The organism is Citrobacter sp. Cf116, from assembly GCF_030336505.1.
Classification (GTDB): domain Bacteria; phylum Pseudomonadota; class Gammaproteobacteria; order Enterobacterales; family Enterobacteriaceae; genus Citrobacter; species Citrobacter freundii.
In genome coordinates this window covers 520,144-534,997 of record NZ_JAOWEQ010000034.1, presented here as the reverse complement: position 1 = coordinate 534,997, position 14,854 = coordinate 520,144, and the positions used below count along the sequence as shown (strand labels likewise).

Annotated in this window: 12 protein-coding genes; 6 read left to right on the top strand and 6 right to left on the bottom strand. The window is 53.9% G+C overall.

The window, feature by feature from the left end; genetic code table 11:
• Positions 1-9 precede the first annotated feature (9 nt).
• Positions 10-1,902 (top strand): DNA topoisomerase IV subunit B, encoded by a 1,893-nt coding sequence (gene parE, locus OGV74_RS07950; RefSeq protein WP_003024571.1) that lies wholly within the window; start codon positions 10-12, stop codon positions 1,900-1,902.
• A 107-nt stretch (positions 1,903-2,009) separates the two neighbouring features.
• Here parE and OGV74_RS07945 read toward each other — a convergent pair whose 3' ends face one another.
• The 4 genes from OGV74_RS07945 to qseB form a co-directional block, all read right to left on the bottom strand.
• Entirely contained in the window at positions 2,010-2,324 is a 315-nt protein-coding gene (locus tag OGV74_RS07945; RefSeq protein ID WP_003024557.1) for a putative quinol monooxygenase, read from the bottom strand.
• A 30-nt stretch (positions 2,325-2,354) separates the two neighbouring features.
• Positions 2,355-2,936: an NAD(P)H-dependent oxidoreductase gene (locus tag OGV74_RS07940; protein WP_071696292.1), complete on the bottom strand. Its 582-nt coding sequence runs from the start codon at positions 2,934-2,936 to the stop codon at positions 2,355-2,357.
• A gap of 109 nt (positions 2,937-3,045) precedes the next feature.
• On the bottom strand, positions 3,046-4,395 hold the full coding sequence (qseC, locus tag OGV74_RS07935; protein WP_003846328.1) for a quorum sensing histidine kinase QseC: 1,350 nt from the start codon (positions 4,393-4,395) through the stop codon (positions 3,046-3,048).
• Positions 4,392-5,051, bottom strand: coding sequence for a quorum sensing response regulator transcription factor QseB (gene qseB, locus OGV74_RS07930; RefSeq protein ID WP_003024547.1), 660 nt, complete (start codon positions 5,049-5,051; stop codon positions 4,392-4,394). The genes qseC and qseB overlap by 4 nt, the downstream gene beginning before the upstream one ends.
• Positions 5,052-5,201: 150 nt before the next feature.
• Here qseB and OGV74_RS07925 point away from each other — a divergent pair, with 150 nt between their 5' ends.
• From OGV74_RS07925 to ftsP, 4 genes are all read left to right on the top strand, one after another.
• Positions 5,202-5,600 carry a YgiW/YdeI family stress tolerance OB fold protein gene (locus OGV74_RS07925; RefSeq protein WP_003024544.1) on the top strand — a complete coding sequence of 133 codons (399 nt, stop codon included), beginning with the start codon at positions 5,202-5,204 and terminating at the stop codon, positions 5,598-5,600.
• Between the two features lie 118 nt (positions 5,601-5,718).
• Positions 5,719-7,977: a DNA topoisomerase IV subunit A gene (gene parC / locus OGV74_RS07920; protein WP_003024543.1), complete on the top strand. Its 2,259-nt coding sequence runs from the start codon at positions 5,719-5,721 to the stop codon at positions 7,975-7,977.
• A gap of 195 nt (positions 7,978-8,172) precedes the next feature.
• Positions 8,173-8,910 (top strand): 1-acylglycerol-3-phosphate O-acyltransferase, encoded by a 738-nt coding sequence (plsC, locus tag OGV74_RS07915; protein ID WP_003024540.1) that lies wholly within the window; start codon positions 8,173-8,175, stop codon positions 8,908-8,910.
• A gap of 71 nt (positions 8,911-8,981) precedes the next feature.
• Positions 8,982-10,394 (top strand): cell division protein FtsP, encoded by a 1,413-nt coding sequence (ftsP, locus tag OGV74_RS07910; protein ID WP_086504572.1) that lies wholly within the window; start codon positions 8,982-8,984, stop codon positions 10,392-10,394.
• Between the two features lie 16 nt (positions 10,395-10,410).
• Here the strand turns inward: ftsP and OGV74_RS07905 are convergent, their stop codons facing one another.
• Entirely contained in the window at positions 10,411-11,886 is a 1,476-nt protein-coding gene (locus tag OGV74_RS07905) for a TrkH family potassium uptake protein (RefSeq protein ID WP_086504571.1), read from the bottom strand.
• A 199-nt stretch (positions 11,887-12,085) separates the two neighbouring features.
• Here OGV74_RS07905 and OGV74_RS07900 point away from each other — a divergent pair, with 199 nt between their 5' ends.
• Complete coding sequence (locus OGV74_RS07900) at positions 12,086-14,257, top strand: YgiQ family radical SAM protein (protein ID WP_003024532.1); 2,172 nt, start codon at positions 12,086-12,088, stop codon at positions 14,255-14,257.
• Positions 14,258-14,360: 103 nt separating this feature from the next.
• Here OGV74_RS07900 and OGV74_RS07895 read toward each other — a convergent pair whose 3' ends face one another.
• Positions 14,361-14,816 (bottom strand): HIT family protein, encoded by a 456-nt coding sequence (locus tag OGV74_RS07895; protein ID WP_003024529.1) that lies wholly within the window; start codon positions 14,814-14,816, stop codon positions 14,361-14,363.
• Positions 14,817-14,854: the final 38 nt, after the last annotated feature.

Below are 14,854 nucleotides of genomic sequence, written 5' to 3'. Positions count from 1 at the left end.
ATTTAAACCATGACGCAAACTTATAACGCTGATGCCATTGAGGTACTCACTGGGCTTGAGCCGGTACGCCGTCGCCCTGGGATGTACACCGATACGACCCGTCCGAACCATCTTGGACAGGAAGTGATTGATAACAGTGTGGATGAAGCACTGGCGGGCCACGCGAAACGCGTGGACGTGATCTTACATGCCGACCAGTCTCTGGAAGTCATTGATGACGGACGCGGCATGCCAGTAGACATTCACCCTGAAGAGGGCGTTCCGGCGGTTGAGCTGATCCTCTGTCGTCTGCACGCGGGCGGCAAGTTCTCCAACAAGAACTACCAGTTCTCCGGTGGTCTGCACGGTGTGGGGATCTCCGTTGTTAACGCCCTGTCCAAACGTGTGGAAGTGAACGTACGCCGCGATGGGCAGGTATACAACATCGCGTTTGAGAATGGCGATAAAGTGCAGGATTTACAGGTTGTCGGTACCTGCGGCAAACGCAATACCGGAACCAGCGTGCACTTCTGGCCGGATGAAAGCTTCTTTGACAGCCCGCGTTTTTCTGTTTCGCGCTTAACGCACGTACTGAAAGCCAAAGCGGTACTGTGCCCGGGCGTTGAGATCACCTTCAAGGATGAGGTCAACAACAGCGAACAGCGCTGGTGCTACCAGGATGGTCTGAATGACTATCTGAGCGAAGCGGTGAATGGCCTACCGACTCTGCCGGAAAAACCGTTTATCGGTAATTTCAGCGGTGAGACGGAGACAGTGGACTGGGCGCTGCTCTGGCTGCCGGAAGGCGGTGAGCTGCTGACCGAAAGCTATGTGAACCTGATCCCAACTATGCAGGGCGGGACGCACGTCAACGGTCTGCGTCAGGGTCTGCTGGATGCGATGCGCGAGTTCTGCGAATACCGCAATATTTTGCCGCGTGGCGTGAAGCTGTCGGCGGAAGATATCTGGGATCGCTGTGCTTACGTGCTGTCGGTAAAAATGCAGGATCCGCAGTTTGCCGGACAAACCAAAGAACGCCTCTCTTCGCGTCAGTGTGCGGCGTTTGTTTCTGGCGTGGTGAAAGATGCCTTCAGCCTGTGGCTGAACCAGAACGTACAGTCCGCCGAACTGCTGGCTGAGATGGCGATTTCCAGCGCCCAGCGTCGTCTGCGCGCGGCGAAAAAAGTGGTGCGTAAAAAGCTGACCAGTGGTCCGGCGCTGCCGGGTAAACTGGCGGACTGTACCGCGCAGGATCTTAATCGCACCGAATTGTTTCTCGTCGAAGGTGACTCCGCAGGCGGTTCCGCCAAACAGGCGCGCGATCGTGAATATCAGGCGATCATGCCGCTCAAAGGTAAGATCCTTAATACCTGGGAAGTCTCTTCCGATGAAGTTCTGGCTTCGCAGGAAGTGCACGATATTTCGGTGGCGATCGGCATCGATCCGGACAGCGACGATCTGAGCCAGTTGCGTTACGGTAAGATCTGTATCCTGGCGGATGCGGACTCCGATGGTCTGCACATCGCCACGCTGCTGTGCGCACTGTTTGTGAAGCACTTCCGCACGTTGGTGAAACACGGTCACGTGTACGTGGCGCTGCCGCCGTTATACCGTATCGACCTCGGTAAAGAGGTGTATTACGCGCTGACGGAAGAAGAGAAAGCGGGCGTACTGGAGCAGTTAAAGCGCAAGAAAGGTAAGCCGAACGTGCAGCGCTTTAAAGGACTGGGTGAAATGAACCCGATGCAGCTTCGTGAAACCACGCTGGATCCGAACACCCGTCGCCTGGTGCAGCTCATTATCGATGATGAAGACGATCAGCGTACCAACGCAATGATGGATATGCTGCTGGCCAAGAAGCGTTCTGAAGACCGTCGTAACTGGTTGCAAGAGAAAGGCGACCTGGCGGATCTTGAAGGCTAATTGCATGTAGAAAAGCCGGAGAGGGGCGTAAAATGCCTTATCCGGCTCTCATCTGACGAAGCGATTATATGCCGGATAGCAAAGCGTCATCCGGCAAATCGACAACCTTAAATACCCGACTCCAGAATACGAATATTCATGTCCAGCACGTCACCTTTTACGGCTTCGCTGTAGGCTTTCATATGCGGGGTCTGCAAATGCGCTTCAAGATGCGCGATGCTTTCCCACTGCTCAACCATCACGATTGAATCTGGCGCTGTGGTCTGAAAACTCACACCTGCGGCATGATCCACCATCGGCGCATAGCCGTGGCAGCCTTCTTCTTTCAGTACGGTCGGAACGATTTTAGCAAACTGATCCAGTACCGCCTGGCGGTGATGTTGACCTGGACGTGTACGGATTTCTGCAATAACGGTAAGCATGGTTAACTCCTTCTAATTCCAGGTTACCAGTTAACCAAAAATTTCGGTCAGATGCTTGCGATATTCTGCGATATAACGCGGGACGTCCGGCATTTTAATCACGTCATTGGTGATAAAGGTCGGCAGCGCTTCCATTCCCAGGAACTGGTTTGCTTTATGGAACGGGAGATAGACGCCATCAACACCAACGCCATGGAAGAACTGGTCTTTTTCAGTGAAGGCTTCCATCGGTGCGTTCCAGGTCAGGGACAGCATGTATTTTTTGCCCTGAATCAGCCCGCCGGAGCCATATTTTTTAGAGGCATCTGAACGTGTGCGGCCATCGCTGGCGTACAGCGTGCCGTGACCTTCGGTAAACACGTCATCGATGTATTTTTTCACGGTCCACGGTGCGCCCATCCACCAGCCAGGCATCTGCCAGATAATCGTATCGGCCCAGACGAAATTCTGCACTTCTGTTTTTACGTCATAATCGCTGTCCGCGCGTACGACTTTAACATCATGCCCGAGGTCGCGCAGGATACCGTCCGCGACCTCGGTCAGGGTGTCATTCAGTTGACCATTAGAATGGCCAAATTTTTTCGCCCCGTTGATAATCAGAATGTTGCTCATTTTGTGTCCTCAAGAAAATACGTTTGAGGACGATTTTACCCCCACCAGCGGTGCGGTGAAATTAGCAAAATGTGCAAAGTCTTTTGCTATTTGAGCAATAATAATGCAGTTACCAACTGACCTTAGCTTCAAAGCCACCTTCCGAAGCGTTGCCAAACGAGGCTGACATTCCATGCAGTGTTGCGATACGGCGGACAATTGACAGGCCGAGACCGCTGCCGGTCACGCTTTGTCCTGGTGGACGATAAAAACGTTCACCGATGTGTGTAAGTACCTCCGGCGCAACGCCTGGACCATTATCTTTGACGCTGAAATTGCGGGCGTTGAGCGTCACTTCCACAATGCTCCCCTGCGGACTGTAGCGAATGGCATTATCCAGCAGATTTCGTACCATCAGGCTCAGCAACAGCGGCTGTCCTGTGCGCATAATATTGTGTGCGTTAATCTGCAAACGTACGTCAATGTGCGCCTGCTGGGCCGGGTGGTAGATATCCATCACCGCGGATTGCAGTAGCTCCTCCAATGAAATTTCCGCCACATCCTGAAGATTATCGAGGGAGTCGAGGCGCGAAAGCGTCAGGAGCTGATCGACCAGTCGGGTGGCGCGTTCAATTCCCGCATGTAGCTGCGCCAGCGCTTTTTCCCGCGTTTGCGGGTCGTCGTCTGACAGTTGCACCACTTCGGTTTGCACCTTCAGCGCGGTCAACGGACTGCGCAGCTCATGGGCGGCATCAGAAGTGAAGCGGCGTTCACGCACCATCATTGAGTGGATGCGGGTAAACAGCTGATTTAGCGATTCAACCAGCGGGCGCACTTCGCTTGGCACACCTTTCGAGTCGAGCGGCTCTTCTGATTCCGGGGCGCGCCAGCGCAGAGCTTGCGCCAGTTTTTTTAGCGGCCTGAGTTCGCGACTCAGCATGACCACCAGGATCAGCAACATCAGCGGCAGCGCAACCAGCCATGGGGTTAATTGTGCCGTAAGGATCGACAGCGCCATATCCTCCCGATATTCCCACTCCTGGCCCACCACAATGCGATATTTCCCATCAGCGGAATTCAGCCACAGGAAGCGCCAGGAATCGCTGTCGCCCCTGAGTTGGCCGTCGCTAAACCCTTCCCGGCTGTAGCTGTAGGGAATATCCTGGCCATTATCGCCATCGTGTAGCACCATTTTGCCGTCGGTGGAGTAGATGGCAAACGCCAGTGCGTCGTCATCAATATGGCCATGCTTCAGTTTCTTTGGCGTGCGGGCCATATTGCTTGAGGTGGTGACATCGCTGATATCCAGCGTGCTAAGCCGCTTGGCGAACAGCATCAGCTGGGTATCAAACAGCTCATCGACATTATCGGTAGTCTGCCTCCAGGCCACAAAACTGGATACGGCCCAGGTGGCTGATGCCAGAATCAGAAAAATAAGCGTTAGCCTGACGCGCAGGCTGAGGCGTTGTGTGAGTTTCATGCGTCACCCAGGGTGTAGCCAATGCCATGCACGGTACGGATAAAGTCGCTGCCGAGCTTACGGCGTAAGTGATGAACGTGGACCTCAACCGCATTGCTGGAGACATTTTCGTCCCAGGTATACAGTTTTTCTTCAATCAGTTTGCGGGGCAGGACGCGACCTTTGTTGCGCATCAACAGTTCCAGCAGTGCGAACTCTTTAGGTTTGAGTGACAAAGGTTCACCCGCCGCCGTGGCGACCAATGCGCCAGGATCGAGCGTTACCTGGCCATGGCGCAATGTGTTGCTGGCCTGGCCGCTGGCACGACGCACCAGTGCCTCCAGTCTGGCAGCAACTTCGATCAGCGCAAAGGGTTTACACAGATAGTCATCTGCGCCCAGGCGCAGGCCTTCAACGCGTTCCGCCAGCGCGTCGCGAGCGGTCAGAATCAGTACCGGCTCCTGCTTCCCGTTAGCTCGCCATTCGCGCAAAATGTCCCGTCCGTCTATGCCTGGCAGTGTCAGGTCGAGGATTACCGCATCATAAGGTGCGCTGTAGAGTGCTTCTTTCCCCTGGCGACCTTCGGTAAACCAGTCAATGCTGAAACCCATTTTACTCAAACCTGTTTTCAGGCCATCGCCAATCAACGTGTCATCTTCGATCAGTAAAATACGCATATGTTCTTCCCTGCGATAACTCATTTGCAGTCAGTAAACCTGTGGCTACAGTCTCTGTACAGTAAAAAAAGTATCTTTTTTTGCCTTAAGAACTTGTTAAGGATTAACTTATTTAATAGTCGTAAACCAACATGAAAGGGAGACATGACGATGAAAAAATTAGCTGCAATGGTTGCCGTAATGGCACTGTGTTCCGCACCTGTTCTGGCAGCTCAGCAGGGCGGCTTCTCTGGGCCAACGACAACCACTACGCAGAGCCAAAACGGCGGATTTGTCGGCCCGAACGGTAGCAGCACGACAGTAGAAAGCGCCAAATCACTGCGTGATGACACCTGGGTTACCCTGCGCGGGAACATCGTTGAGCGTATTTCCGACGACCTGTATGTGTTTAAAGATGCGACCGGCACGGTGAATGTGGATATCGACCACAAGCGCTGGAACGGCGTAACCGTCACACCGCAGGATGTGGTTGAAATCCAGGGTGAAGTGGATAAAGACTGGAACTCCGTTGAAATCGACGTGAAACAGATTACCAAAGTTGCTAAGTAATCCCCATCAGGGCCGCGTCCGCGGCCCTTTTCTTTGTGACTCAACACGCCAGATAGGGTAGTATCTGCGGCAATATTGCCCTTCAATAGAGGGGTACAAAGTTGAGGAACCACGATTAATGAGCGATATGGCAGAGCGCCTGGCGCTGCATGAATTCACGGAAAACGCCTATCTGAACTATTCCATGTACGTCATCATGGATAGGGCGTTGCCGTTTATTGGCGATGGTTTGAAACCCGTTCAGCGTCGCATCGTGTACGCGATGTCCGAACTGGGGCTGAATGCCAGCGCCAAATTTAAAAAATCCGCCCGTACCGTCGGTGACGTGCTGGGTAAATACCATCCGCACGGCGACAGCGCCTGCTATGAAGCGATGGTGCTGATGGCGCAGCCGTTCTCTTACCGTTATCCGTTGGTTGACGGGCAGGGGAACTGGGGGGCGCCGGACGATCCGAAATCCTTCGCGGCGATGCGTTATACCGAATCCCGCCTGTCTAAATATGCGGAAGTCCTGCTGGGTGAACTCGGTCAGGGCACGTCGGACTGGGTGCCGAACTTTGACGGCACCATGCAGGAGCCGAAGATGCTGCCTGCGCGTCTGCCAAATATTCTGCTCAACGGTACGACCGGTATTGCCGTTGGTATGGCAACGGACATTCCGCCGCACAACCTGCGTGAAGTGGCAAAAGCAGCGATTACTCTGATTGAGCAGCCGAAAACGACGCTGGATCAGTTGCTGGATATCGTGCAGGGGCCGGATTACCCGACCGAAGCGGAGATCATTACCTCGCGCGCGGAGATTCGTAAGATTTACGAAAACGGACGCGGCTCCGTACGTATGCGTGCGGTATGGACGAAAGAAGACGGCGCGGTGGTGATTTCCGCGCTGCCACATCAGGTTTCCGGGGCAAAAGTGCTGGAGCAGATCGCTGCTCAAATGCGCAATAAAAAGCTGCCGATGGTAGACGACCTGCGCGACGAATCGGATCACGAAAACCCGACTCGTCTGGTGATTGTCCCGCGCTCCAATCGCGTGGATATGGAGCAGGTGATGAACCACCTGTTTGCCACCACCGATCTGGAAAAAAGTTACCGCATAAACCTGAACATGATCGGTCTTGATGGTCGTCCGGCGGTGAAAAACCTGCTGGAGATCCTCACCGAATGGCTGGCGTTCCGCCGCGATACCGTGCGCCGCCGCCTGAATTATCGTCTGGAAAAAGTGCTCAAGCGCCTGCACATTCTTGAAGGCTTGCTGGTGGCGTTCCTCAATATTGACGAAGTAATCGAAATTATTCGTCATGAAGATGAACCTAAGCCAGAGCTGATGTCGCGGTTTGGTATTTCTGAAACCCAGGCTGAAGCCATCCTTGAGCTGAAATTGCGCCATCTTGCCAAACTCGAAGAGATGAAAATCCGCGGCGAGCAGGATGAACTGGCGAAAGAGCGCGATCAGTTGCAGGCCATTCTGGCTTCTGAACGTAAAATGAATAACCTGCTGAAGAAAGAGCTGCAGGCTGACGCTGAGGCCTATGGCGACGATCGTCGTTCTCCGCTGCAGGAGCGCGAAGAAGCGAAGGCGATGAGCGAGCACGACATGCTGCCGTCTGAGCCGGTGACCATTGTGCTCTCCCAGAGTGGCTGGGTGCGTAGCGCGAAAGGCCACGACATCGATGCGCCGGGATTAAGCTATAAAGCGGGCGACAGCTTTAAGTCGGCAGTGAAGGGTAAGAGCAATCAGCCGGTGGTGTTCGTGGACTCGACCGGCCGCAGCTATGCCATCGATCCGATTACGCTGCCGTCGGCGCGCGGTCAGGGTGAACCGCTGACCGGGAAGCTCACTCTGCCGCCGGGCGCGACGGTTGAGCACATGCTGATGGAAGGCGATGATCAGAAACTGCTGATGGCATCGGATGCGGGCTATGGTTTTGTCTGCACCTTCAATGACCTGGTAGCACGTAACCGTGCAGGTAAAGCATTGATTACGCTGCCAGAGAATGCGCGCGTCATGCAGCCGGTGGTGATTGAAGATGAAACCGATATGCTGCTGGCGATTACTCAGGCTGGTCGCATGTTGATGTTCCCGGTGAGCGATTTACCGCAGTTGTCGAAAGGCAAAGGGAACAAGATCATTAATATCCCTTCAGCGGAAGCGGCGAAAGGCGAGGATGGTCTGGCGCAACTTTACGTGCTGCCGCCGCAGAGCACGCTGACTATCCACGTCGGTAAGCGCAAAATCAAACTGCGTCCCGAAGAGTTGCAGAAAGTGACCGGCGAGCGTGGCCGTCGCGGCACGCTAATGCGTGGTCTGCAGCGTATCGACAGCATTGAGATTGACTCGCCTCGACGCGCCAGTCACGGCGACAGCGAAGAATAACGCTACCGTCCGGCTCTCCCTGTTAAAGCCCAGGGAGAGCCAACGTTAAAAATTCCCGTGAAACCGTTGTTTATTCGTGCGTTGCGATTAACAATACGCTTTTCCAGAGAGCCGCCCTTAACAAAGCCCTAACCTGATACCGCGTGATGAATCAGGTGACGTAAAATGCCAGGCTCTTAGGCCTTAGAGGTTGTTATGCTATATATTTTTCGTTTAATTATTACTGTTATTTACTGTGTTCTGGTCTGTATTTTCGGTTGCATATACTGTCTGTTCAGCCCGCGAAATCCAAAACACGTTGCAACGTTCGGTCATATGTTTGGCCGCCTGGCTCCCCTTTATGGTCTGAAGGTCGAGTGCCGCATGCCGGCAGACGCGCAGAACTATGGTAATGCTATCTATATTTGTAACCATCAGAACAACTATGACATGGTTACTGCTGCGAATATCGTTCAACCGCCGACGGTGACGGTGGGTAAAAAAAGCCTGCTGTGGATCCCTTTCTTCGGGCAGCTGTACTGGTTAACCGGTAACCTGCTGATTGACAGAAATAACCGCGCAAAAGCACACAGCACCATTGCTGCCGTGGTGAATCATTTCAAAAAACGCCGCATTTCTATCTGGATGTTCCCGGAAGGAACGCGTAGCCGCGGTCGCGGTCTGCTTCCGTTTAAAACCGGCGCGTTCCATGCAGCGATTGCTGCTGGTGTCCCGGTTATTCCGGTGTGCGTTTCCACAACCTCGAACAAGATAAAATTAAACAGACTCAATAATGGTCTGGCGATTGTCGAGATGTTGCCGCCGGTGGATATTAGCCACTTTGGCAAAGATCAGGTTCGTGAACTGGCAGCGCATTGCCGCACGCTGATGGAACAAAAAATCGCAGAGCTCGATAAAGAAGTTGCTGAGCGGGAAGCCGCCGGTAAGGTTTAATCCGCGCAATTCGGGTTTTTTACAGGAAATGACTTCCTGCGTGTTAATAGCCAGTTTTTTATGGAGTTTATATGTCATTCAGTCGGCGTCAGTTCATTCAGGCATCGGGGATCGCACTGTGTGCAGGTGCTGTTCCGCTGAAGGCTAATGCTGCCGGTCAGCAACAACCGTTACCTGTGCCTCCGCTGCTGGAATCCCGCCGGGGGCAGCCGCTATTTATGACGCTGCAACGTGCGCACTGGTCCTTTACACAAGGCACGCGCGCACCTGTCTGGGGAATTAACGGCCGCTACCTGGGACCGACAATCCGCGTCTGGAAAGGGGATGACGTCAAGCTTATCTACAGCAACCGTCTGACTGAGAATATCTCGATGACCGTCGCCGGGTTACAGGTACCAGGCCCGCTGATGGGCGGCCCGGCGCGTATGATGTCCCCTAATGCGGACTGGGCGCCGGTGCTACCGATTCGCCAGAATGCCGCCACGTTGTGGTATCACGCCAATACGCCAAATCGTACTGCTCAGCAGGTCTATAATGGCCTTGCAGGGATGTGGCTGATTGAAGATGAAGTGAGTAAATCACTGTCTATTCCCAACCACTATGGCGTGGATGATTTTCCGGTCATTATCCAGGACAAGCGGCTGGACAACTTTGGCACGCCGGAATACAGCGAGCCCGGCAGCGGTGGCTTTGTCGGTGATACGCTGCTGGTCAATGGGGCGCAAAGCCCGTATGTCGAAGTCTCCCGCGGCTGGGTGCGCTTGCGTTTACTGAACGCTTCAAACTCGCGTCGTTACCAGCTGCAAATGAGCGATGGCCGTGCACTGCATGTGATTTCCAGCGATCAGGGTTTTTTACCTGCACCCGTTTCGGTGAAGCAGCTCTCGCTGGCGCCTGGCGAGCGTCGTGAGATCCTGGTGGATATGACGAACGGTAATGAGGTCTCTATCACCTGTGGCGAGGCAGCCAGTATTGTCGACAGGATCCGCGGGTTCTTTGAGCCTTCCAGTATTCTCATCTCCACGCTGGTGCTGACTCTGCGTCCAACGGGGCTTCTGCCGCTGGTGACTGACAGCCTGCCAATGCGCCTGCTGCCAACGGAAATCCTCAGCGGTTCGCCGATTCGCAGCCGTGATATCAGCCTGGACGATGACCCTGGCATCAACGGTCAGCTGTGGGACGTCAATCGTATGGATATTACCGCTCAGCAGGGCTCCTGGGAGCGCTGGACTGTGCGGGCGGATATGCCCCAGTCCTTCCATATTGAAGGCGTCTCGTTCCTGATCCGTAATGTGAATGGCGCGATGCCGTTCCCGGAAGACAGAGGCTGGAAAGATACCGTCTGGGTTGACGGCCAGGTTGAATTACTGGTTTATTACGGACAGCCTTCCTGGGCCCATTTCCCGTTCTACTTTAATAGCCAGACGCTGGAAATGGCAGATCGTGGCTCAATCGGACAGATGTTGGTGAACCCGGCGCCGTAATGCGCCGGGATTTCCGTTATGCCCGCCAGAACATGCGCGAGAACAGGATCAGAATGGGGTAAATCTCCAGACGCCCCATGATCATGGCCGCGCACATCAGTAGCTTTGCTTCCTCATTTAAGGTGCCAAATGTCGTGGCGGTGACGCCAAATCCTAGCCCCATATTGTTGATGCAGGCGGCGACGGTGGCAAAAGAGGAGAAGAGATCGTAGCCCATCAGATTGAGCGCCCAGATAAAAAAGCTGGTGAACAAAACGTAGAGAAAGAAAAAGCTCCATACCGAACGCACCACCCGGTCGCTTACCACGCTATTGCCCACTTTAATGTTCAGCAGGGCACGGGGATGCGCGAGCTGGTGTAACTCCTGACGGCACTGCTTGAACATAATCAAAAAACGCAGCACCTTAATCCCCCCGCAGGTCGATCCCACACAACCGCCGAAGAAACTGGCGCTGAGCAGCATGAAGATCGTGTGCGAAGGCCACTGCGCGTAATCCGCCGTCGACAGGCCATTATCTGTCAGCATCGAACTGGCCAGAAAAAAAGCATGCACCAGGCTGTCCGTTAATCCGTACATGCCTGCCCGCCAAACTTGCCAGGTGGCGATCAGAGTGACAACCAACGCAATAAGCAAAAAGAAACGCAGTTCGGCATTACGACGAAAGGGTTTGAAGGTACGTTTCACGATAGCCACGTACCAGAGGGTGAAGTTAAACGCAGACAGCAGGGAAAACACCCCAGCGACCAGCTCGATCGCATGGCTGTTATAGAAGCCGATGCTTTCACTGCGAGTGGAAAATCCGCCGAGAGAAACCGTCGACAGCCCGTGGCATAAGGCATCGAAGAACGACATCCCGGCAGCCCAGTAGGCCAGGGTACAGATAAGACCCAGAATGACATAGGTCAGCCACAGCGTACGTGCAGTATCAGCAAGTCTTGGCGTGAGGCGTTCTTCTTTAAAGGGGCCCGGCATTTCAGACTGATACAGCTTCATGCCGCCGATACCCAAAATCGGTAATACCGCCACGGCGAGGACAATAACACCCAGGCCACCAATAAAATTGAGCTGAGCCCGATAGTAGAGATACGACTTCGGCATGGCGCTGACGTCGCCAATTACCGTTGCGCCCGTGGTGGTAATCCCGGAAACCCCTTCAAACAGGGCATCCGCAAAGGAGAGGTTTAAGCCATCGTCCATCCACATCGGCATCGCGCTGATAAACGAAAACAACAGCCAGAACAGGACGATAATAACGAAACCATCCCGTGTTCGCAGTTGAATACCCGCATGTTTGGTTGCCAGCCACGCTCCGCCGCCGAGGGTGAAGAAAGTCATAAATGTGCTGAAAAAAGCGAACAAACTCCGCTCTTTGTTTAACAAAGCGATGGCCATCGGTGGCAGCATAGAAAAGCTGTAGAGAAGAACCAGAAACCCACACAGGTGAACAACAACCCGTAACTGGGAAATATGCAGTGAATCGTTGAGTCGCAATGAAAAATCCCCCGCCGAAAAAGAGTTATCTCAGCTGGCCGGCATGGTGTTAATTATGATTGATAAAAATGAGCGTCGTAAAATTTAACAATTTATATAACTTTCTACTGCCCTGGTTCAGACTCCACTTCATTTCTTGTCGACATACAGCGTATAATCCCCGGCCTTTGATTATTTTTTTACCATTTTTGGAAGCATTATGAGCGCAATATCCCTGATCCAGCCGGACAGAGACCTTTTCTCCTGGCCGCAGTACTGGGCTGCCTGTTTTGGCCCGGCACCGTTTTTGCCGATGTCACGCGACGAAATGGACCAACTTGGCTGGGATAGCTGCGACATCATTCTGGTTACCGGCGATGCATACGTCGATCATCCCAGCTTTGGCATGGCAATATGCGGCCGTATGCTGGAAGCGCAGGGCTTTCGTGTAGGGATTATCGCCCAGCCTGAGTGGAACAACAAAGACGATTTTATGCGTTTGGGTAAACCGAACCTGTTCTTTGGTGTGACCGCAGGCAACATGGACTCGATGATCAACCGTTACACCGCAGATCGCCGACTGCGCCATGACGATGCCTACACACCAGACAACGTAGCAGGTAAACGCCCGGACCGCGCCACGCTGGTCTATACCCAGCGTTGTAAAGAAGCATGGAAAGATGTGCCGGTTATTCTCGGCGGCATTGAGGCCAGCCTGCGCCGTACCGCGCACTATGACTACTGGTCTGATACCGTTCGTCGCTCTGTTCTGGTGGATTCCAAAGCCGACATGCTGATGTTCGGCAACGGCGAACGTCCGCTGGTGGAAGTGGCGCATCGTCTGGCGATGGGCGAAACCATCGATCAGATCCGCGACGTGCGTAACACCGCGATTATGGTTAAAGAAGCGCTGCCGGGCTGGAGTGGGGTGGATTCCACGCGTCTCGACACGCCGGGCAAGATTGATCCGATCCCGCATCCGTACGGCGAAGATCTGCCGTGTGCTGACAACAAACCGGTCGCACCGAAAAAGCAGGAAGCGAAAGCGGTAACCGTACAGCCGCCGCGTCCGAAACCGTGGGAAAAAACCTACGTGCTGCTGCCGTCCTTTGAAAAAGTGAAGGGCGATAAAGTGCTGTATGCGCATGCGTCGCGTATCCTGCACCACGAAACCAACCCTGGCTGCGCGCGTGCGCTGATGCAAAAGCACGGCGATCGCTACATCTGGATCAACCCGCCAGCTATTCCGCTGTCTACCGAAGAGATGGATAGCGTCTTTGCGCTGCCGTACAAGCGCGTGCCGCACCCGGCGTATGGCGACAGCCGCATTCCGGCCTATGAGATGATCCGTTTCTCGATCAACATTATGCGTGGCTGCTTTGGCGGCTGTTCGTTCTGTTCGATCACCGAGCACGAAGGCCGCATCATCCAGAGCCGCTCTGAAGATTCGATCATCAATGAAATCGAAGCCATTCGCGACACCGTTCCAGGTTTTACCGGCGTGATTTCCGACCTCGGCGGCCCAACGGCGAACATGTATATGCTGCGCTGTAAGTCACCGCGTGCGGAGCAAACCTGCCGTCGTCTGTCATGCGTCTATCCGGATATCTGTCCGCATATGGACACCAATCACGAACCGACGATTAACCTTTATCGCCGGGCGCGTGATTTGAAAGGCATTAAAAAGATCCTCATAGCTTCCGGTGTGCGCTATGACATCGCGGTTGAAGATCCGCGCTATATCAAAGAGCTGGCGACCCACCACGTTGGCGGCTATCTGAAGATTGCGCCAGAGCATACTGAAGAAGGCCCGCTGTCGAAGATGATGAAGCCGGGGATGGGCAGCTACGATCGCTTTAAGGAGTTGTTCGATACCTACTCTAAACAGGCGGGTAAAGAGCAGTACCTGATCCCGTACTTCATCTCCGCGCACCCGGGTACGCGTGACGAGGATATGGTGAATCTGGCGCTGTGGCTGAAACAACGTCGTTTCCGTCTGGATCAGGTGCAGAACTTTTATCCATCGCCGCTGGCGAACTCCACAACCATGTATTACACCGGGAAAAACCCGCTGGGTAAAATTGGTTATAAGAGTGAAGACGTGGTGGTGCCGAAAGGTGATAAGCAGCGCCGTTTGCATAAAGCCCTGTTGCGTTACCACGATCCAGCTAACTGGCCGTTAATCCGCCAGGCGCTGGAAGACATGGGTAAAAAGCATCTGATCGGCGGTCGTCGTGAATGTCTGGTTCCGGCGCCTACGCTGGAAGAGATGCGCGAAGCACGTCGCCAGAACCGTCATACCCGCCCGGCGTTGACCAAGCACACCCCGGTGGCGCACCAGCGCCAGACCCCTGCCGCAAACAAAAAACGCGGGAAAGTAGCGGGACGTTAATTTGCTTTGCCCGGTGGTGAAATGCTTATCAGGCCTACGAGCAGCACAGTTTTGTAGGCCGGATAAGGTGCTTGCACCGCCATCCGGCAGAAGTGCTCAGTATTTATGCCTCACGAATTCTGGCCGCTAATGCGGCCAGTTTTGCATCATCCGCCCGTTCATGATCGTGTGATGACAGATACCCTTCATATTGCTCGAAAAATTTGGTCTGCCGCGACTCAATCGGTTTCCAGTGAGTTAGATCGCCAGTGCCGTGCATGGGGCTTAATTTGCTGTGCACATGGTCTACGCCGAAACCTTCGAAGAACATCCCCGTACGACTGACATCCGGGAAAGCCTTATCCAGTTTCTTAGCCACTTTTTGGGTTGCCATCATCAGGTCAGCCAACGCCTGCGGCGGCATATCGAAGGCATAGCTGGGGTAATGCTTTTTCGGGATCACCACGGTAAAACCGTCGGTGTTCGGGAAAATCGACAGAAAAGCCAGATGGTGCTCGTCTTCCCAGACCTTATGGCAGGGGGCTTTACCTTCAACAATTTGACAGAAAATACAGGTCATTCCTTTTCTCCGCAGGTAAGGTGATTCGTCAGGGCGCA

Coding starts and splice junctions, on each gene's coding strand:
- OGV74_RS07895 (WP_003024529.1), bottom strand. CDS start 14,816: ATGACCTGTATTTTCTGTCAAATTGTTGAAGGTAAAGCCCCCTGCCAT.
- OGV74_RS07945 (WP_003024557.1), bottom strand. CDS start 2,324: ATGCTTACCGTTATTGCAGAAATCCGTACACGTCCAGGTCAACATCAC.
- OGV74_RS07900 (WP_003024532.1), top strand. CDS start 12,086: ATGAGCGCAATATCCCTGATCCAGCCGGACAGAGACCTTTTCTCCTGG.
- parE (WP_003024571.1), top strand. CDS start 10: ATGACGCAAACTTATAACGCTGATGCCATTGAGGTACTCACTGGGCTT.
- OGV74_RS07925 (WP_003024544.1), top strand. CDS start 5,202: ATGAAAAAATTAGCTGCAATGGTTGCCGTAATGGCACTGTGTTCCGCA.
- qseB (WP_003024547.1), bottom strand. CDS start 5,051: ATGCGTATTTTACTGATCGAAGATGACACGTTGATTGGCGATGGCCTG.
- ftsP (WP_086504572.1), top strand. CDS start 8,982: ATGTCATTCAGTCGGCGTCAGTTCATTCAGGCATCGGGGATCGCACTG.
- plsC (WP_003024540.1), top strand. CDS start 8,173: ATGCTATATATTTTTCGTTTAATTATTACTGTTATTTACTGTGTTCTG.
- parC (WP_003024543.1), top strand. CDS start 5,719: ATGAGCGATATGGCAGAGCGCCTGGCGCTGCATGAATTCACGGAAAAC.
- OGV74_RS07940 (WP_071696292.1), bottom strand. CDS start 2,936: ATGAGCAACATTCTGATTATCAACGGGGCGAAAAAATTTGGCCATTCT.
- qseC (WP_003846328.1), bottom strand. CDS start 4,395: ATGAAACTCACACAACGCCTCAGCCTGCGCGTCAGGCTAACGCTTATT.